Genomic DNA, 17671 nt, shown 5'->3' on the forward strand with positions numbered 1-17671 from the left:
CCCTTTGGCTATTCGGCGGCCGGGTCTGGTCGCCTGGAGATGATTAGCTGGCCATTCCCGTCGCTATGCACGTCCACCGGCAAGGTGACCTGGAGCGCCTCGAGGAAACCCGCCTGGTTGCTCGTGCGGAACATCCCGTTGATCCGCAGGTCCGCCACCGCAGGATCGACAACGATCTTCAGGCGCGAATATTCGTTCATCTCGACGACGGCGCTGCTCAACGGTTCATTCTCGAAAAAGACCTGCCCGTCGGCCCAGCTGATTGCTTTCTCAGAATCGATGGTTCGCAGTTCGGGCGAAATCGCTCCCAGGGCCTCGACCAGCTGCTGGTGCGGCTTCATGATCTGCTCCGCCAAACCGGGGCGATAGCCAACCGGGCGGACCGCCACCGTGCCCTCCGCGAGCGTGACACGCAGCTCCTTGGCAGAGAGGCGGACATCGAACACCGTGCCGAGCGCCGTGATCGTCCGGTCGCCCGCCTTGACGACGAAGGGCCGCGTCCGGTCCTTGGCGACCTGGAACAGCGCACGGCCGGCAAGCAGGGTAATGTCGCGGCGCGCCTTGCCTAAAAGGACCGAAACTCGCGTGGCAGCATCCAGAGTTATCACCGAGCCGTCCGCCAGTGTGACCTTGGTGCGTTCGTCTGGCGACGTCGCGTAAATCGTGCCGCCCTGCTTTTTCGCCGAGATCTCGGTGCGGCCGTCGGTCTCCACTCCGAGGACGACCATCACGGCAAGGACAATGGCTGCCGCGATCGCCGCGAAGATACTGCGCCGGCGGCGCCGGCTTTCCTCGACGCCGCCGCGCGCCTCATCGCGCAGCGCGCTCAGCTCGGGCAGCGCCGAACCGGCCCGCAAGGCGAACAGCATCGCCTGCAGCCGATCATGGGTTTCCTGGTGGAGTGGCGCCTCGCGCAGCCAGAGCTGGTGCTCCCGCCGATCCCTGAAGGTGGACTTGGCGCCGCGCAGGCGCGCGTCCCAACCCGCCGCTTCATCCTCGGTCCTGTCGAGACACTTGCTCATCGGACCTTCCGCAGACGGTAGAGGAGATGGCTGTTCGCCTTCGCCATGTGCTTCTCGACGGTGCTGAGCGAAAGGCCCAGGCGGCGCGAGATCTCGACCTGCGCCACGCCGTCGAAATGATAAAGGCTGAACGTCATGCGCACGATCTGGGGGAGCTCGTACAGCGCCGCGATCATCATCTGCAGCGCCTCCCGGCTCTGCATGATGCGTTCCGGTGTGAAGCTGGCCTCGTCCTCGACGTCGAAGCCGTCCGGCGTGGAGGTGATGATGCTGCGGACGCTGGCGCGACGAGCCTTGTCGCGCAGCACATTTGCGGCGACCTGAAACACATAGCCCTGGATATTCGCGATCGACGCCAGGTCCTGCGCGGCCAGGCGGCTGAAGACATCCTGGACGAGATCGTCGGCGTCTTCGGGGCGATCCACGCGGCGTTGGAAGAAGCGTAGCAGCGGCGTGTTATATTGCGCGGCTACCTCATCGAGCCCTGCGCGCCTTTCGGCTTCTGGCATGCACGATCCTCCCGACCCATTAGACGCGGCAGGCTCCTCATCCCGTAAAGATTTATCGCAGGGCGTCGTGACGGTCTTGCCGTGATCATCGGCCCTCGGCGCATATATGAACAGCAATGTCGGGCCCATGGGTAGCCCCGATCGTGCGCAAGGCAGGGGCGACAGGCTTCACTGCGCTGTGCCGCCGCGGCACCGGTATATCGTCGCTGTGATCGCGGGCAGCACCAGTCTGGTTTGCTTGCGTGGTCTGGAGCACATTTCGGTTCTAATGTCCGCTACCGGATCGGCAGCGGACATTCTGCTCGAACCAAAAGCGAGTATCGGCTTTTCGCACGCGGCTGCCTAAAGATACTGGCCAGCAAACGGCCAAAACTGGTCACACGAAGCCACGATGGTGTGAATGGCGGGAATTGGCCGAGAGTACAGAACTACCGTGCGGCTTGGCGCGCGCGATAGGTCGGTGGGGCCACTGAACCCCGTGCTGATGCGCCGCTTTCTCTGCGGCGGCGGTCACGTGCATGGAAGGCGTCAATCACATGAGGTGGCCCTGCAATGCTTGCGGGCGAATTCCGCCATATAAGGCGGGCCATCCACGACAACGCTCAACCCTTTGTCGGTCCAGTTGACGACATGCATGGCCTGGTTCTCCAAGTCGACCAGGATGATGTTCGACACGAGCGAGCACCTATCCTTCTTACACGTGAAGAATAAGAGGATATTCCGTCCGTTGATTTTCCGAATCTCGCCGGGAATTTCAATTCCATCTGCTTCGGAATACACACCCAGTGCATCGCGGTTGAGGGCGCGGTCACGGACGAGAAATTCGTGTCTTTCACCAACCAGGTGAGAGAATGGCATTCCTACATATTGCCCAGGCTGGGCCATTGGAATTCCCTTGTCCGGCGAAGGGGAGCATGAAAGTAGGACCACCGAAACTGCAAATGTGGCTCTTTTCATGCGAACGCGCCTGCACATGGTCGATCCACTCTCCCGGCGCCTTTATCCAATAGCAGAATCGACATTGTTTGACGCCCGTTCATCGTCGCACGAATTCTTCGATAGCCCCGGATGATTTTCCCGCCATTGCCTATTTGGAGTTACCTCACCTCAAGGCGTCTCCATTTATTCCAGCAAGAGCAGGCCTCACACCGGTCCTATGGCTTGCGCGCCGCGATAGAAGGCGATGATTTCCTGCGGCGAAACCGTTCGGTTCGACCGGCGCCCGAGGAAATAGACCCCGCTAGCGGCGTCCGAGGCATAGGAGGATGGCACAATGGCATCGAATAGCTGGAGCCAGCTGAAGGCGAGTTTGAACATCTTTCCGGCCAGCCGCGAGCGGAACAGGGCCCTCGCGAAATAGTCGATCGACCAGATGAGCTGTGTTCCCGGTCCGCCGCTGATGCCCGAATCGACCAGCTCGAAGCGGCGGAAGAGGAAGCGGTGCCCGCTTTCGGTGAAGCGGGTGAAGTCATAGGCGCCCTCGTGCACATGCTGGAGGAACGGAGTCTCGGCGTAGACCAAGCCATCGGGCTTGAGCACGCGCCAGATCTCGTCGACCACCTGCTGCGGGTCGAGCACATGTTCGAGCACCGCCTGGATCACCACGGCATCGACCGATCTGTCGCGCAGGGGGATGCTGTGCGCGTCCGCGATGAACTGGATGTTGGGCGAGTAATAGATGTCGAATGCCGCGATACCCAGATTGGGATGGTCATAGAGCGCCCCGATACCCTGGCCGACCGTTCCGCCGCCGATGATCAGCACCAGCGCCTCGTGGTCACGGGGCAGCGCGGCGATGAGTCGGTCGATGTTGCGGCGCGTACTCTTCTTCTCCGGTGAGAGGACGCGCTTGACCGTGCGCTTGATCCCTCGCGTCGCGCGGCGCCGAACCGGGCTGCCGACGTCGTTTTCGGTGATTTGCTCCAGGGACAGAATCGATCGGGCGAAATCGACCAGCACCGGTGCGCCCTGGACCGCGGCATAGCTACAGCGATCGTCGTCGACGCAGCGCAACGCGACACCGTCGCGAACCAGCGGGACGCGGGTGCGCGGACAGCAGAGCAGCGGTTCGAGCAGATCGAGATCCACCAGCATGCTTGCTCCTGACACAGGCGCGGCGGCTGGACGCCGACGTGCAGCAAAAGTTTTAGAGAATTTCGCGCTACTGAAATCTGCCGGTCGATATACGTCGAACGGTGGCGCGCATTACGTCTTTGTGGGTAGTCCCGCGGCTAAGGCGCGAGCAAACTATTGCATCTGGTCGCGGGTGAACAGGATCGCCACTGCGGTGCGATTGTCCACGCCAAGCTTCGAATAGATGGTGTGCAGGTGGATCTTCACGGTCCCTTCGGACAGTGCAAGCCGCACCGCGACATCCTTGTTCGAGAGCCCGTCGGCGATCAACCGCGCGACCTCCTTCTCGCGCCGTGTCAGCAACGCAAAGGGCGAGGTGCGGCGCGCGGCGGCCGAAGCTCGGCTGATCGCCGGCTGGACGATGCTCGACGGCAGCCATTTCCGGCCTTCAGCGACGTGGCCCAGGCAATCGACCAGGCTCGCCGCGGCACTCTCCTTGAGCACGATGCCGTAGGCCCCGGCGGCGATCGCCTGGATGACCTGCTCGTCAGTGATGCAGCCCGTGAGGAACACGACGCGTACCGGCCACTGCTCGCGCGCGACCTGCCTGAGTACCTCGATCCCGTCACGATGCGGCATCGAGATGTCAAGCACAGCCACATCGGGCATGTGCTCCAGGATCGCGTCGATCGCCTGCTGACCGTCACCGCAGGTGGCGACGATATCGATATCGGTGTCGGCCGCGATCAGGTTGGCCAGCCCACGCAAGATCAATGGATGGTCGTCGCAAAGGACGAGCGAAGTCATGACGCGGCGCGCTCGAGAGGGATCTCCATGCGTACGCACAATTGGAGATCCTCCAGCGAGACCGCCATGTTGCCCCCCAAATTCTCGATCCGGTCGCTGAGTGATGTGGAACGCGGAATACCGTGCAGATTGCTGCCGCTACCATCATCGCGGATCGTCACCAGGAGCAACTTGCTGCGGCGTTGGATCGCGATCGTCACTTCCTTGGCGGCACCGTGGCGAACGGCGTTGGCGGTCGCCTCCGAGAGCGCGAGGCACAACTCCGTGGCGACGCGGTCGCTTACCTCGAGCCCGGGCGGATCGATGCGGATCGCCACGCGGCAGTCCCATTGCGAGCCGAGCGGCTCGACAAACATCTGGAGTTGGTCCGCGAGACAGCGCTTGCGGTTCGATCCGGTGCGTGCCTCGCCGATGAAATGTCGGATGCGCGCCTGATGGCCCTGCAACGTGTCGCGGATCTGCACCAGCGTCCCGCTCGTCGGCTGGGACACCGTGCGCTCGGCGGCATTGAGCTGGAGCACCGCAGCGGTGAGATCCTGGAGGACACTGTCATGCAGGTCACGGGCGAGGCGCACGCGCTCCCCGAGGCCGGCGGCCGAGACATATTCGCGTACAAGCGAGAACTGTTCGAGCTCCATTGCGATGCGCGAAGCGACGATCTGACCGAGCAGCATGACGTCGCGATCGCGGAACGCCGGGTCGATCACGATCACGCTGCCGCGATAGCGGATCGTGCCGAAACCCGTGGCATAAGCACAGTGCCAATCCGTTCCGACCAGCGTTTGCAGCATGTTGCGCTGCTCTCCTCCGGTGAGTTCGACCGTGGACCCCGGGCCCGGGCTGATCAGCGCCGCGTCGGACAGCGCGATATGGTCGATGAAGCGAACGCTCTCGTCGCTCCAGATCGCGGCATGTACGGCAGCCTTGTCCTGGTCGCGCCACAATACGAGGATGCGGTCGGCACCGAGCACCTTCGACGCATGGCGCAGCGAGGAGGACAGCCAGGGCCGGTCCTCTTCCGGCACGATGTCATGCGGCCACGAGGCGAGCTCGCGAAGGCGGGCGTTGCTGCGGCTGCGATAGCTGCCAAAATAGCCGAGCATGATCACCGTCACCCAGCAGAATACAGAGCGCAGGATCAGGAAGTTGAGTTCGGACTCGCCGTCCTCAACATCGGGCACGCCGACGAAGATCAGGATCGCCTGCAGCGCGAGCGCGGTGGCGATGGTGCCGGTCCACTCCCAGCGGATCGCGGCGGCGATCAGGACGAACGTGTAGAAGACGAAAAAGGGGCTTTCGAGTTCGCCGGTGATGTAGATCAGCACCGCGACGACGAGAACGTCGACCATGATCGTGATGACGTTGAAGGCGTCCTCGAGCGGGGCGGGGGGCCGCACGAACAGCAGGACGAAGGCATAGAAGGCATAGCCGCCGAGAATCCAATAGGCTTCATCGAGCAGATTGGCCGGCTGGGTCGGGTCGATATAGATCGCGGCGACGGCGAAGACGGAGACGATGAGCCGTCCGCCATTAATCAGGTGTTCCGGGTTGGTGACATAGGGCTGTAGTGACAACGGGGCACCGAAGCGCCTGCGCAGCGTGGCGAGGTCGCTCATGGCTGTGGGACCGAAGCGGAAGCCGTGGACCAGCGCTCGCGGTTTCCCGGCGCGGCGCGGGGCACGAGCTCGTCATACAGCGCCATCACCGCCTCGGCATGACGGTCCTCGCCGAAATGGCTGGACGCATGGGTCCGCGCCGCCGCGGCCAGCGCGCTGGATCGGTTTTCGTCGCGCAAAAGCTCGAGTGCGCCCGCGGCCAGCGCATTTGGGTCCTCGGGGGCGACCAACGTGCCGAGCCGGCCGTCCTGTAGCGCCTCGATATTGCCGCCCGAACGGGTTGCGACGATTGGCGTGCCGACGAGCATCGATTCGATCAACGTGCGCCCGAACGGCTCGTCGACCGCGGGCACCATCAGCAGGTCGCACGCCGCGATCCAGTCGGCACCGGGATAGCGGAAGCCCATCAGCTGGATCGCATCGGCGACGCCGTGGCGCTCGGCATGTGCGCGAACCATGGCCTCGTCGATCTCTAGCGGCGTGCCGAACACTAGCCCTCGCACGGGCAGGTCGGGCGCACGCCGCCGTAGTGCGGCGATCGCCTCGACGAACAGCAGCGGCCGCTTGCGCGAGATCAGCACGCCAAAGAATCCGATCAGCCGCGTGCCCTCGCTGCAGCCGAGCTCGTCGAGCAGCGCGGCGTGCAGCGCTTCGCGATCGACGCGGACATCGGTGTCGAAAGGGCTGTGAATCACCCGCGCGCGCCGGCTCCGCATTCCTGCCTTGCCGAGGGCGAAACCCGAGACGGAGACCACCGCATCGGCGATGCGCGGCGCGACGAAGCGGAGCCCGCGGGCATCGGGCGCGCCGCGGTGATGCCAGACCAGCTTGGCGCCGGCGAGCTTGGCGGGCAGCGCCCAGATCGCGTGTGTGCGGCCGTCATTGCTGTGCACGATGTCGATCGCGCGCTCGCGCAGCAGCCGGGCCAACGCTCCCGACGCCCGGGCAATGCCGATCGCATGGCGCAGACCGGCACGTTCGCCGTGCCGCAATGCGGGCAAGGGGCCGGCCGTGGCGATGTCGACATCGGCGCCGCGCATCAGCCGCGCGATCTCACCTTCCGGCGCCTCGACCAGCACCACCGGGTCGAAACGCCGCCGGTCGAGATTGCGCAATAGTCCAAGCACCGAGATATGGCTGCCGCCAACCAGATCTCCGCAAAATGGGAAGCAGATTTTCGTCCGGCGCTCTCCCACGCTCTGCACCTTTCCTTGCCATCGCTTTGGCTACCACTTGCGCAAGCCGCCGCCGCTGGTTCCCTTGCCGCTGGCCGGGCAATTCGGAGCTACGCCTTACTGGTGTGAAGCTGGACAGATTGGGACTATGTCTGGTTTGCCTGCCTGATCTCCCCTGCCACCACGCCGTCAGACTGCCGGCCTCCATGAAGCAAATAGGCTCGCTGAACGCTGTCAGTCGGCCGTGGCCCAGAATGAAAGCTCACGGAGCAACGCTCCCATGTTCGCAGTTCCACGTCACGAACCGAGCGGTGCTTCTCGATTCAGCGTGCCTCGTTCGTCTTTGCTATGAGCGCGAACTTCCTGTCGAACTCCCATCCCTCGTTAGCGTGGCGTGAAATCCGCGCTGAATGCCACAAGTGCATCCGCGCGGCGGCGAGCCGATCTGCATCGAGTTCATCGAGCCCAACGCGCTCACAGGCCTGGGCCTTCATCACATCGTCGTCGAAATCCGGGCGATCGCACAGCGGCGCGTAACGCTTCATGGCGCTGCTGGCGTGCGGAAGGTACCGCACCTGCTGCGGAGCAGGCGGTGGTCTTGGCAAATGTCCATCGGCGTATCACCCTTACGCCGAGCCTAGGCGGGATGGGGGCGTTGTCCGATGCGACGGATCGAGCCATACCTGTCTTGCCGCTGCAATGGGGCTGGCCTACCGTCCTAAGCGACATTCTCGAAACGGGAAGTCAGGAGGAAGGGGATGGTGTCAGGAAGGACTCGCCATGCGCCTTGCGCTCGCTTCGCCGGCAGCTTCGACTCTCATTGACGGCGCGCGCTGCTGGCGCCGTGCCCGCGATCTCGGCGAGCCCGTTCAACCGATCCTTGCGTCCAGTTTTCCGAATCCTGGCGCCGGGGTTCTTGCCCCGGCTATCGATGGTCTTCTGACACTGTTCGAGGCCACGTTTCGGCGCCGATTCGATGCGGGCGATCCGTGCGATGGCGAACTGACTGACGATGAGGAGCGCCTGCTTTACCTGCTCGACCATGACGACCAACCGACATCGGTCGGCGTACGTCCGGCCCTTGCCGGGGCGCTGCGCGCCGCGCTTCGCTCGACCAGGATCATGCTGCGCCTCGTCCTCCCCGGCCGTCCCGATCCTGCCTGAGATCCGGCCGCGCCGCCGGTCGTCTGCTACGTGCCGTGTCTCCGAGCCGAGGACATTGCACTCACTTGCCCTTCCGCCTTTTGAAGATGGCCGATGGCGGTGCCCCGGCCTTCGTGCTTGCGACGGCCGCGCCGTCCGCTTCAGACGTCGCTCCGCAATTCTACACAAGTTTTCAATCATTTGGGTGCTTGGGTAGGCCGGTCGCGAGGAACACATGGATTTTGCCCAGATCTGGAGGGTTATCGTTCTTCACAGGTTCGCCATTCGGAACTGGTCGCTGCTGCTCCTAGGCACGCTGGTTGCGTTCTACGGCGCCTTCGCGATCGATCTGTTCGAGACGGAAGGTCAGATCAGCCTGCAACTGGCCGAGATTGAGCTCGACGAGGCCCTGCTCATCGGCGTGGTGCTCGGGTTGGTCCTGCTGTCCTTCGGCGCGTACCATTATGCGAAGCAGAAGCGCGAGATGGCACGCCGCATCGCCGCCGAACGGCATGCACGCGAACTCGCCTATCAGGACGGTCTGACTGGACTGCCCAATCGCCGTCAGTATGAGGATGCTCTGCAAGCAGCCATCTCCGCGCCGCCGCGTGCTGGCGCAGCGCACGCGATATTCTTGATCGATCTGAACGGGTTCAAACAGATCAACGACGTCCACGGGCATGGCATCGGTGACGAAGTGCTGATCGTCGTCGCCCAACGGCTGTCTGCCGCGATGCGTGAGGGCGATATGGTCGCGCGCTTCGGCGGCGACGAGTTTGCCATCCTCGCCACCCACCTTGCCGGTCCCGAGGCCGCGACCAATGTCGCGCTCCGCGTCATCGAGACGCTCGATCCCGCGATTACCGCCGGTGGCGCGCTCCACCGGGTCGGCGTCGGCGTTGGCATCGCGCTCGTGCCAGGCGATGCGAATACGATCGAGGAGGCGCTCCGCAAGGCCGATGTCGCGCTTTACCGCGCCAAGGCGGAGCGTCGCTCGGCACTGCGCTTCTTCGAGCCCGAGATGGACGCGCGGGTCCGCGAGCGTGATGCCATGGAGCGAAAACTGCGCGACGCAATCGACGCGGACCGCATCGAGACGATGTATCTGCCCACCATCAATCTCAAGTCCCAGGAGGTGATCGGCTTCGAGGTGGCGCCGCGCTGGATCGATCCCGAGCAGGGAGAGGTCGCACTGGAGCGCTTCGTTGCGATCGCCGAGGAGGTTGGTCTGATCCACGTTCTGGCCGAGCGCATCCTGCGCCAGGCATGCGAGGCAGCCCGCAGCTGGCCAAAGCGAGTCATGCTCTCAGCCGATATCTATCCAAGCCAGCTCAAGGACGCGCTCCTGCCCGCGCGCATCGTGCGGATCCTGGCCGAGACCGGGCTAGCGCCCGATCGGCTCGAGCTCGAAATCACCGAGAGCGCGTTGGTAGCTGACATGGAGAATGCCCAGGTCGTACTGGGCGCGTTGCGGGCCGCGGGAGTCCGGATCGCGCTCGACAATTTCGGGACCGGTTATTCGAGCCTCTATCATCTGCGCAACTTCAAGATCGATAAGGTCAAGATCGACTCCAGCTTCATCCATGCGATGGCGTCCGAGCGGGAAAGCGCGAGCATTGTCAGCGCGCTTGTGGGCCTTGGCCACGGTCTCGGCCTCACCATTGCCGCCGAAGGCATCGACGCTAGCGACCAGGAAAGTTCGCTGATCGACAGCGGCTGCGAGCAGGGGCAAGGCGGCCTGTTCAGCGGACCGATCTCCGCCAGCGCAGCGCTGAGCCTGTTTCCTCCGATAAAGCGCGATATCGCCGGATGAAATTGCTGCGTGCTAAATGGCGGGTGACGTTCATTCCGGCATGCACCGACCATCCGAATTTCACGCCATTGTTGCTTTGAGGAATCAACGCGTCGAACGTCCCCAACCGGGTCGTTAGCCGCCATCCCGCAATCATTTGAATGAACGGCCGCTTTCAGGCTTGTCCGGAACCGGGCTGAACCGCAGGAAGTGGCCGGAAGCGGGCCCGCCGCTTCCGGGTGAATAGGATGGAGAAGGCGACCCTAGGGGGTTGCCAGCCCGGGTCGGCATCGCCCGCCCTAAACCCTGTGCAGCGCGGCCTTGTCGGGGGTAACGGCAAACCGCGCCAGCGTGCTGAGCTTGCCGCCGGGCGACTGGACGCGATCTATCACCTTCACGTCGGTGCGCCACTCCTTCGCGGTGATGTCGTAGGTCTGGTACCCGCGCTGGTTGTTGAGCAGCGCGATATTGGGGCTGGCCGCCTTGAGCGCCTTGTGTCGGGGGAGTTCGTCCGCAGACCCGTCCCCGCCGGAGGTGATCGAGGTCGCGAGGAACTCGGTCGCGGCCGCCGGGCCATCGGGCTCGTTATCGCGCATGGGAACTGTCCCCACGGCGTTGATATGCGCATCGCCGGTGGCGATGATGACATTGGTCAGTTTGTGCTCGGCGATGGACCTGGCCAGGCGCGCACGCGCGGCCGGATAGCCGCTCCAGGCGTCAGGTCCGGGCCGGAGCTGCCGGGTTCCGTCGGATCCGATTTGGTAGAGCGGCATCACGAAGACCTGCTGTGCGATGAGGTTCCAGTGCGCCGAATTGCGGAAGCCGTCGTCAAGCCAGGCTTCCTGCGCGGCGCCCATGATCGTCGTCTCGGGACCGTTGGTCGTGCGGCACGCCGTCTCGCCCGGCTTCTCGCACGGCTGATCGTCGCGGTAGCTGCGCGTATCGAGCACATGCATGCGCAGCAGCGAACCGAAGTCCAGCCGCCGGTACATGGTGATCCCGCCCGGCCCCGGAAGCTGGGCGCGGCGCACCGGCATATGCTCGTACCAGGCCTGCATCGCGGCGTAGCGGCGCAGGAGGAAGGCCTCGGGCGGGGTGCCGTCCTGGTCGAACTTGCTCGCCCAATTATTGTCGACCTCGTGATCGTCGAACGACATGACGAACGCCGCCGCGGCGTGGGCGGCCTGAAGGTGCGGGTCGCTCTTATACTGGGCGTAGCGGCGCCGATAATCGTCGACGCTGTAGATCTCGTCGCCGAAATGGGTGCGGTCGACGAGATTGCCGCTCGCATCGCGGATCAGCAGGTTCTTGGGCGCTGGGTGGTTGCCGGTCTCGTAGATATAATCGCCATAATGGAAGACGGCGTCGAGATCGGGCTCGTCGCTCAGGTGGCGCCAGGCTTCGTACCAGCCATGCGGAAGGGCCTGGCACCCGGCCACCGCCAGCCGGAGGCGGTCCACCGGACTATTCGCGGCGGGCGCGGTGCGGGCAACCCCGACGGGACTGGCCTCGGCGCCGTCCACCAAGAAGCGATACCAATAGGGCCGGCGCGGCTTCAGGCCGCCGACCTCGACGTGCACGGAATGCCCCAGCTCGGGCCGGGCAACCGCCTCGCCCGACTGGACTATCCTGGTGAAGCGATCGTCTTCCGAGACTTGCCAGCGCACCGCAACGGCCGCCATCGGCATGCCGCCATGCTCCGCCAGCGGCTCCGGCGCCAGGCGGGTCCAGATCACGAAGCCGTCCGGCCAAGGATCACCGGACGCGATCCCCAGGGAGAAGGGGTATCGAGTGAACTTCGGCGCGGCCCACGCCACGGGCCCGAGCCCCGCGAACAGGGCCAGGCCACCGGCGCCGACGAGCAGCTTGCGGCGATCGAGGACGAGCGTGTTCATTCGATTTCTCTCCAGACTGGGGGCGGGTGGTTAGAAGCGTGCGCGCAGGCCGATGGTCCCGCTCACGCCCGCCTTGAGATAGACCGCGCTATAGTCGCCGACCGGACCGGAGGTGACCGTCGATCCGTCCACGATGACGTTGCGCGCGCTGTTCAGCAGGTTGCGGATCGAGAAGAAGGATTCGATGTTCCGCCGAACCGCCACGCTGCCCGAAAGGCTGACGTCCCAGAACTCGTCATAATAAGAGGGCGTGGTGCTGCGGTATTTCTTGCCCGTCCAGGCCGAGTTGAGAAAGAGCTTCACGGGCCCCTTGCGATAGGAAAGCGACAGGCTCCCCATCTTGTCGGCGACGCCCACGATCGGCACGTCGGGATAGTTCATGCTGAGCGAGCCGCGCACCGACAGCCCGTCGAGCGGCGACGGCAGATAGCTCAGCGCGTGGTTGAACTCGAATTCCCAGCCGCGGATGTTGATCGCCTGGCCGCCCACGGTCGTGGTCGTGCGGAAGGTATAGTCGGCATAGGTCGGGTCGGTATTGCCGAACTCCTCCGCGGTCAGCTCCTGCGCCTGGAACAGGCCCTTCACCCGGTTCTGGTAATAGTTGATCGCCACCAGCCCAACCGGCTCGAAATATTGCGCCAGGCGGACCGAGATATTGTCCGACATCTCGGGCTTCAGGCCCGGATTGGGCGCGCGGATGACCTTGTTCAAATCGTCGATCGACCAGATTCCGGTCAGGTCGGCGACCTCGGGCCGGCGGATCGTCCGGCTGTAGCCGATCTGCAGGTCGGTGTTGCGCGTGAAGGAATATTTGATCGAGGCACTGGGGAATAAATGGTCGTACTGGCCCTTCCGTTCGACCTTAGGCCGCGACAGATACTGATATTCCAGGCCCGGGATGGTGGTTGCCTGGCCGGTCGAGGCGGAGACCGGGAAGCCGGCGGCCGCCACTTCCTGTGCGGAAAGCGCATCCACTTCGAGCGCGGAGGTCTGGGTCCGCTCCCAACGCAGGCCTGCCCGCACCTTCAGCTTGTCGGTCGGCTCGGCGGTGGCCATGAAATATGCGGCATTGGTCTCTTCGCTGAACTGCCGGTTGTTGCCGACATGGACGCCGTACCATTCGGTCGGCGTCGTCGCGGTCGTCGCGGTCCAATATTCCGGATGCTCGCGATACAGCTGCAGCAGCTTGTAGTCGCTGGGCATGTACAGGTTTTCGCTGCCGCTGATCGAATGGATGCTGATGCCGCTGTCCGCGAAGGAGACCTGGTTGGAGCTCTGGATCCGCGCCAGCAGCTCGGCGGTCGAAAGCGGACCGACATATTTGTAGCGGCTGAGATCGGTGTCGTCCTTGTAAAGCCACTCGGTGCGCTGGTTCTTGACGCCCGTCTTAAAAGTCACTGGCACGGAGCCGAAGTCCACCCGATAGGTCACGTTCAAGGCGCCGCCGCGCAGGGTCTGCTTCGCATAGGGCCCGTCGTTGAGCCGAAGGATCAGAGGATTGGGCGCGGAGAAGCTCGCCGGATCGGTCCAGTCGCCGCCGCTGATCTGCTGGATCTGCCACGCCTCGCCGAGGAGGTTGCCCGGCTCGCGCCGCGCGGAGAAATTGCCCCGGGCGGTCAGCGCGCTCAGCACATATGCCGAATCCTTCTTGCCCTGCGGGTCGTAGGTGCTGACCGAGTCCGAGTAGAAGCCATTGCCTTCGATCGTCAGCCGGCCGTTCTCATAGGAGAAGCTGGGGATGATCGTCTTGCCATTGCTGTCCTTGACGTTGAGCGAGTTCTGCATCGAGACCGTCGCGGCGGTCGCCGCCTGCTGGGTGGTGATGTCGAACACCGGATCGCCGATCACCCCGCGCGTGCGCGCGCCGGTGGTGAACTTGTAGGCGGTCGAGCCCGTCCAGATGCCGGACTTGTTGTAGATCGACGCGACCGACAGGACGAGCTTGTCGCTGGCCTTGAAATCCAGGTTGAGCGACGCGGAGAGGCGCGAGATCTCGCGCGTGTCCATCTGCGTCTCGATCGTGGTGATCGCCAGCGGCTCGGGGCTAATGGCGGTGGGCGCGCCGCTGCGGCCGAGCGTCGTCTGCTCATGCTCGAGATAGAGGGTCGATTGGCTCACGCTGGCGACCACGCCGAGGCGGCGGCCGAACAGCACGTCCGAATATTCCACCTGCCAGTTGGGCAGGAACTTCTTGCTGCCATAGCCGCCTTCGCCCGGTCCGGTCCGCTTCTTGTCGTCCCAGAGATCGGCATGGGTGCTGGCGCCGGCCTGGAGCACGATGCGGCGCCCCTTGCGATCGAACGCGCGCTTGGTCTTGATGTTGATCGTGCCGGCGGGCGCGTTCGCATCGACATCGGCGCTGATCGTCTTCGAGATCTCGATCGAATCGATCGAACTGAGCGACAGCTGCTCGAAGCTGAACGTGCGCGAGCCCCCGGCACCGCCGCTCGCGTCGATGCCCGACAGGCCTACGCCGTTCAGCGTGACGGCGGTATATTCCGACGGAAGCCCGCGCAGCTTGATGTTGCGCACCGTGCCGTCGCCATCGCCATCGGCGTCGGTGTCGACGCCGGGCATGTATTTGATGAACTCGCCCGGATTGCCGTCGGAGATGTCGCCATAAGATTCGGCCGACAGGCTGTTCTTGATGTCCATCGACTTGCGCTGGCTCATGATCGCGCGCGCATCGCCCTCGACCACGCCGACCACGACGATCTCGGCGTCCTCGCCGGCGGTTTCGCCGCGGCGCGACAGCGCGAAGTCCTGCTGCGCGGTCTGTCCGGCGGAAACCCGGATGCTGGCATTCTGGTCGGCATAGCCCGTGTACCGGACAATGATCTCGGCCGTCCCGGCGGGCACGTCGGCCAATCGATATTCGCCGCCTTCGCCGGTCGTGATCTTCCTTTTCTCGCCGTCCGCCGTGGTCACTTCGACGATCGCGTCGCGCAGATATTCCTTGGTCGCGGGATCGATGACCTGGCCGGAGATCGCCCCCTTGCCGGCGACCTGCTCCGATTGCGACGTTTGCGAAGTGCGGCGCGAGCGCAGCGTCACCACCTGTCCGTCATCGCTGACGATCTGAAGTGGCGTACCCACGATCAGGCGGCGCAGCGCCTCGCGCGCATCCATCGTGCCCTTGATCGCCGGGGTGCGCACGCCGTGCAGGTCGCGCGCCGATGCAACGATCTGGATCCGCGCCTGGCGGGCGAGTTCGGGGATTGCCCTGACAGCGAGCTGGGCGGGAATGTCGAACGTACGCGCTTCGGCATGCGCGGGCGCCGATGCCGCGAGCGCGACGATGATGGCAGTACTCGACAGGACGGAATTACGTGAAATCATGCTCTGAGACCCCCTTATGCGGGCGGCGGCACCGCCCGTTTGGAGGCTGAGAGTCTTCAGGCGGTCCTTTCCGCCATTCCCGAAACGTTATTTTATCGCGGCTCCGTACCGCGGCTGAGAATCACGGCATTGTCGCGCTGTTCGACCCGCGCGCCGAAGATGGCCGCGACCGCGCGGCCGAAGCCCGCCGGATCGCTGGCCGAGAAAAGCCCCGTGACCGGTTCGCCGGCCAGCGCCGGATCCCGAATCTCGATACGCGTGTTGCTGTAGCGCGCGAATTCGGTCACCGCCTGGTCGAGCCGTTCGCCTTCGAACGCGATCTTGCCATCCCGCCATGCGAGCTCCCGCGAGAGTAGGTCGGGCGTGATTGATTGCGGTGACGGCAATGCGCCGCGGGCTGGGGCTGGTGGAATAACGAGGCGGGTATTTGCCTGCATGACCACAGGCGCCGACATTCCCGCTCTGGCGAGCACGACTCCGCCGCGATCCACCAGAATATCGACGGGCGTCGCGCCGAGCTTGCGGACGCGGAACGTCGCTTGGGTGCCGCGCAGGCGCGTGCCGCCGACATCGACGAGGAATGGTCGCTGATCACGGACGATCGTGAAATAGGCCTCACCATCGAGCAGCTCGATGCGGCGTTCGCCGGACCCGTAGTCGACCTGCACGCGGGTCTGCGTATTCAGCATGACGGTCGAGCCGTCGTCGAGTGTGACCAGGCGCACTTCGCCAAGCCCGGTGGTGATCGCTCCGGCGGCCGGCAGGCTGATTCCCAGCGCAACGATCGATGCCGCCGCCAGTCCCCCTACGCCGGCCCAGGCCAGCACCTTGCGTCTGGACACCGCGGGCGGCGCAGACACCGCGGGACCGGCGAAACGCTGAGGATCGAAATCGGGCCCGAGCGCGCGCGCGGATTCGCCGAGCATCGACAACGCGTCGGCGCGCAGCAGTGCACCGCGCCGGCGCGGATCGCCGCGCAGCCATGCCTCCAGCGCTTGCGATTCCTCCCCCGAGAGCTGTCCGCGGTCGAGCCGCGCGATCCAGTCGGCAGCCTTCTCGTCAATGTATCGACTGGTTTCTCGTTCGGCCATCTTGGGAGACAATCTCCAACTCCGTTTCCCTAGAGACCTCTGCCAGAGCTTTTCCGCCATGGCCAAACCAATCCATCAGAAAACGGAGCCCGCGGGAGATGTGTTTTTCGACCGTATTCTCGGAAATCGCCATGCGCGTCGCGATCTCGCGCTGCGAGAGGCCCTCCACCCGGCGAAGTATGAAAGCCTGCTGCGTCTTGTTCGGCATGGCGCCGATCGCGCTGGCCAGCCGCCCCAATTCGTCGCGATCGATGGTAACCTGCTCGGGTGACGGGCTGTCGTCTGCATGCTGGAACTGCGTGAGGTCCTCGACCGCGTGGATGGAAACCACCCGGGCCCGCCGCACGTGCTTCGCGATGACCGACCGCGCGACCTGGAAAAGATAGGCGCGCGGGTAGCGAATTCCGTCCACGGTCTCAAGGTCGGCGAGGATGGCATAGGCTTCCTGGATGATGTCGTCGGCTTCGAGTCCCAGCGGCTGCCGGCGCGCGAGCCAGGTCCGCAGCGCCGGCTCATGCGGCAGAATGTTGCGAAGGAACCATCGCGTCCGTTCCCGGTCGATCGCGCGCATCAGCTACCCTTGGAATAACCCAAACTCTTGTTGAGCCGTCGCGAACCGACCGGCGCGAGTTAAGGTCAGTGGTGAGACCGGGTTCCGGTAGGCTGAGAATGTGACAGACTCGGTTCAGGCTCAGTCAAATTCGGAATGACCGGTTTCAGGGCATCGAGGGGACATCATATCCCGAGTGTATAACTCGACACATTGATGGAGGCGTTTGGATCCCCCTCCGCTACCACCGGTAACCATTAGCTGCCGCGAGCAAGGGCTCCAGATCGCCCTAAAGCTGCTGCGAAAAAATCCGCCATAGTGGATGTACCGCTACGCATCTTACCGGAACGGTTTTAATTCCGAATTGGAAGTAAACCATGATCCAACGGCAGGAACGGTGGGGACCGGCATGACGATCGAACGTGAAAGCACGTCCGAACTGCTCGAGCGGGACGGGGACACACGATCCAGCCTGTTGCTGATCGTGGTCGGGGCGAGCGCGCTGTTCTGGGGCATCGTCTTCATCCTGCTCGCCTGAGCGGACGCAAATCGCGGCTTGGGGCATGCGCAGCAATGCTGTCGTCCACAGCCATTGCATGGCGGCATGTCCGCGCCATGTTGCTTCCGACGATGCGCTCCCCCTAGAAGCGGCATCCCAG

The 17671-nt window shown here is 64.2% G+C and carries 15 protein-coding genes; 3 read left to right on the plus strand and 12 right to left on the minus strand.

Features of this window, described 5'->3' with window-relative positions:
- Nucleotides 1–8: 8 nt before the first annotated feature.
- The 8 genes from IAG41_RS02095 to IAG41_RS02130 all read right to left on the minus strand — a co-directional run bounded on the left by IAG41_RS02095 (nt 9) and on the right by IAG41_RS02130 (nt 7747).
- Nucleotides 9–1022 carry a FecR family protein gene (locus IAG41_RS02095; RefSeq protein ID WP_187726915.1) on the minus strand — a complete coding sequence of 338 codons (1014 nt, stop codon included), beginning with the start codon at nt 1020–1022 and terminating at the stop codon, nt 9–11.
- The gene (locus IAG41_RS02100) at nt 1019–1531 is read right to left on the minus strand and encodes an RNA polymerase sigma factor (RefSeq protein WP_187726916.1); all 513 of its coding nucleotides are present in this window, start codon (nt 1529–1531) and stop codon (nt 1019–1021) included. Before IAG41_RS02100 ends, IAG41_RS02095 begins: the two co-directional genes overlap by 4 nt.
- Nucleotides 1532–2059: 528 nt before the next feature.
- Nucleotides 2060–2488, minus strand: a complete 429-nt coding sequence (locus tag IAG41_RS02105) for a hypothetical protein (protein ID WP_187726917.1) — start codon at nt 2486–2488, stop codon at nt 2060–2062.
- A 186-nt stretch (nt 2489–2674) separates the two neighbouring features.
- Nucleotides 2675–3625 (minus strand): class I SAM-dependent methyltransferase, encoded by a 951-nt coding sequence (locus IAG41_RS02110; protein WP_187726918.1) that lies wholly within the window; start codon nt 3623–3625, stop codon nt 2675–2677.
- A 153-nt stretch (nt 3626–3778) separates the two neighbouring features.
- Nucleotides 3779–4411 carry a response regulator gene (locus tag IAG41_RS02115; protein WP_187726919.1) on the minus strand — a complete coding sequence of 211 codons (633 nt, stop codon included), beginning with the start codon at nt 4409–4411 and terminating at the stop codon, nt 3779–3781.
- Nucleotides 4408–6027 (minus strand): sensor histidine kinase, encoded by a 1620-nt coding sequence (locus tag IAG41_RS02120; protein ID WP_187726920.1) that lies wholly within the window; start codon nt 6025–6027, stop codon nt 4408–4410. The genes IAG41_RS02115 and IAG41_RS02120 overlap by 4 nt, the downstream gene beginning before the upstream one ends.
- The gene (locus tag IAG41_RS02125; protein WP_187726921.1) at nt 6024–7232 is read right to left on the minus strand and encodes a glycosyltransferase family 4 protein; all 1209 of its coding nucleotides are present in this window, start codon (nt 7230–7232) and stop codon (nt 6024–6026) included. The genes IAG41_RS02120 and IAG41_RS02125 overlap by 4 nt, the downstream gene beginning before the upstream one ends.
- Before the next feature lie 293 nt (nt 7233–7525).
- Nucleotides 7526–7747, minus strand: coding sequence for a hypothetical protein (locus IAG41_RS02130; protein WP_187726922.1), 222 nt, complete (start codon nt 7745–7747; stop codon nt 7526–7528).
- Nucleotides 7748–7982: 235 nt separating this feature from the next.
- Here IAG41_RS02130 and IAG41_RS02135 point away from each other — a divergent pair, with 235 nt between their 5' ends.
- Nucleotides 7983–8366: a hypothetical protein gene (locus tag IAG41_RS02135; RefSeq protein WP_187726923.1), complete on the plus strand. Its 384-nt coding sequence runs from the start codon at nt 7983–7985 to the stop codon at nt 8364–8366.
- A 214-nt stretch (nt 8367–8580) separates the two neighbouring features.
- Nucleotides 8581–10158, plus strand: a complete 1578-nt coding sequence (locus IAG41_RS02140) for a putative bifunctional diguanylate cyclase/phosphodiesterase (RefSeq protein ID WP_187726924.1) — start codon at nt 8581–8583, stop codon at nt 10156–10158.
- A 278-nt stretch (nt 10159–10436) separates the two neighbouring features.
- Here IAG41_RS02140 and IAG41_RS02145 read toward each other — a convergent pair whose 3' ends face one another.
- From IAG41_RS02145 to IAG41_RS02160, 4 genes are all read right to left on the minus strand, one after another.
- Complete coding sequence (locus IAG41_RS02145) at nt 10437–12032, minus strand: alkaline phosphatase D family protein (RefSeq protein WP_187726925.1); 1596 nt, start codon at nt 12030–12032, stop codon at nt 10437–10439.
- A 30-nt stretch (nt 12033–12062) separates the two neighbouring features.
- The gene (locus tag IAG41_RS02150; RefSeq protein WP_187726926.1) at nt 12063–15371 is read right to left on the minus strand and encodes a TonB-dependent receptor domain-containing protein; all 3309 of its coding nucleotides are present in this window, start codon (nt 15369–15371) and stop codon (nt 12063–12065) included.
- Between the two features lie 92 nt (nt 15372–15463).
- Nucleotides 15464–16474 (minus strand): FecR family protein, encoded by a 1011-nt coding sequence (locus IAG41_RS02155; RefSeq protein ID WP_262408425.1) that lies wholly within the window; start codon nt 16472–16474, stop codon nt 15464–15466.
- Nucleotides 16431–17033: an RNA polymerase sigma factor gene (locus tag IAG41_RS02160; protein WP_187726927.1), complete on the minus strand. Its 603-nt coding sequence runs from the start codon at nt 17031–17033 to the stop codon at nt 16431–16433. The genes IAG41_RS02155 and IAG41_RS02160 overlap by 44 nt, the downstream gene beginning before the upstream one ends.
- Before the next feature lie 388 nt (nt 17034–17421).
- On the opposite strand from IAG41_RS02160, the gene IAG41_RS23075 reads away from it, so the two are divergent.
- Nucleotides 17422–17550, plus strand: coding sequence for a hypothetical protein (locus IAG41_RS23075; protein WP_262408426.1), 129 nt, complete (start codon nt 17422–17424; stop codon nt 17548–17550).
- Nucleotides 17551–17671 lie beyond the last annotated feature (121 nt).

The organism is Sphingomonas sp. JC676 (assembly GCF_014489075.1).
GTDB lineage: Bacteria > Pseudomonadota > Alphaproteobacteria > Sphingomonadales > Sphingomonadaceae > Sphingomonas.

What these genes read in the sequence shown, in the direction of transcription:
- IAG41_RS02095 (WP_187726915.1), bottom strand. Translation starts at nt 1,022, where the DNA reads ATGAGCAAGTGTCTCGACAGGACCGAGGATGAAGCGGCGGGTTGGGAC.
- IAG41_RS02100 (WP_187726916.1), bottom strand. Translation starts at nt 1,531, where the DNA reads ATGCCAGAAGCCGAAAGGCGCGCAGGGCTCGATGAGGTAGCCGCGCAA.
- IAG41_RS02105 (WP_187726917.1), bottom strand. Translation starts at nt 2,488, where the DNA reads ATGAAAAGAGCCACATTTGCAGTTTCGGTGGTCCTACTTTCATGCTCC.
- IAG41_RS02110 (WP_187726918.1), bottom strand. Translation starts at nt 3,625, where the DNA reads ATGCTGGTGGATCTCGATCTGCTCGAACCGCTGCTCTGCTGTCCGCGC.
- IAG41_RS02115 (WP_187726919.1), bottom strand. Translation starts at nt 4,411, where the DNA reads ATGACTTCGCTCGTCCTTTGCGACGACCATCCATTGATCTTGCGTGGG.
- IAG41_RS02120 (WP_187726920.1), bottom strand. Translation starts at nt 6,027, where the DNA reads ATGAGCGACCTCGCCACGCTGCGCAGGCGCTTCGGTGCCCCGTTGTCA.
- IAG41_RS02130 (WP_187726922.1), bottom strand. Translation starts at nt 7,747, where the DNA reads ATGAAGCGTTACGCGCCGCTGTGCGATCGCCCGGATTTCGACGACGAT.
- IAG41_RS02135 (WP_187726923.1), top strand. Translation starts at nt 7,983, where the DNA reads ATGCGCCTTGCGCTCGCTTCGCCGGCAGCTTCGACTCTCATTGACGGC.
- IAG41_RS02140 (WP_187726924.1), top strand. Translation starts at nt 8,581, where the DNA reads ATGGATTTTGCCCAGATCTGGAGGGTTATCGTTCTTCACAGGTTCGCC.
- IAG41_RS02145 (WP_187726925.1), bottom strand. Translation starts at nt 12,032, where the DNA reads ATGAACACGCTCGTCCTCGATCGCCGCAAGCTGCTCGTCGGCGCCGGT.
- IAG41_RS02150 (WP_187726926.1), bottom strand. Translation starts at nt 15,371, where the DNA reads ATGATTTCACGTAATTCCGTCCTGTCGAGTACTGCCATCATCGTCGCG.
- IAG41_RS02160 (WP_187726927.1), bottom strand. Translation starts at nt 17,033, where the DNA reads ATGCGCGCGATCGACCGGGAACGGACGCGATGGTTCCTTCGCAACATT.
- IAG41_RS23075 (WP_262408426.1), top strand. Translation starts at nt 17,422, where the DNA reads ATGACGATCGAACGTGAAAGCACGTCCGAACTGCTCGAGCGGGACGGG.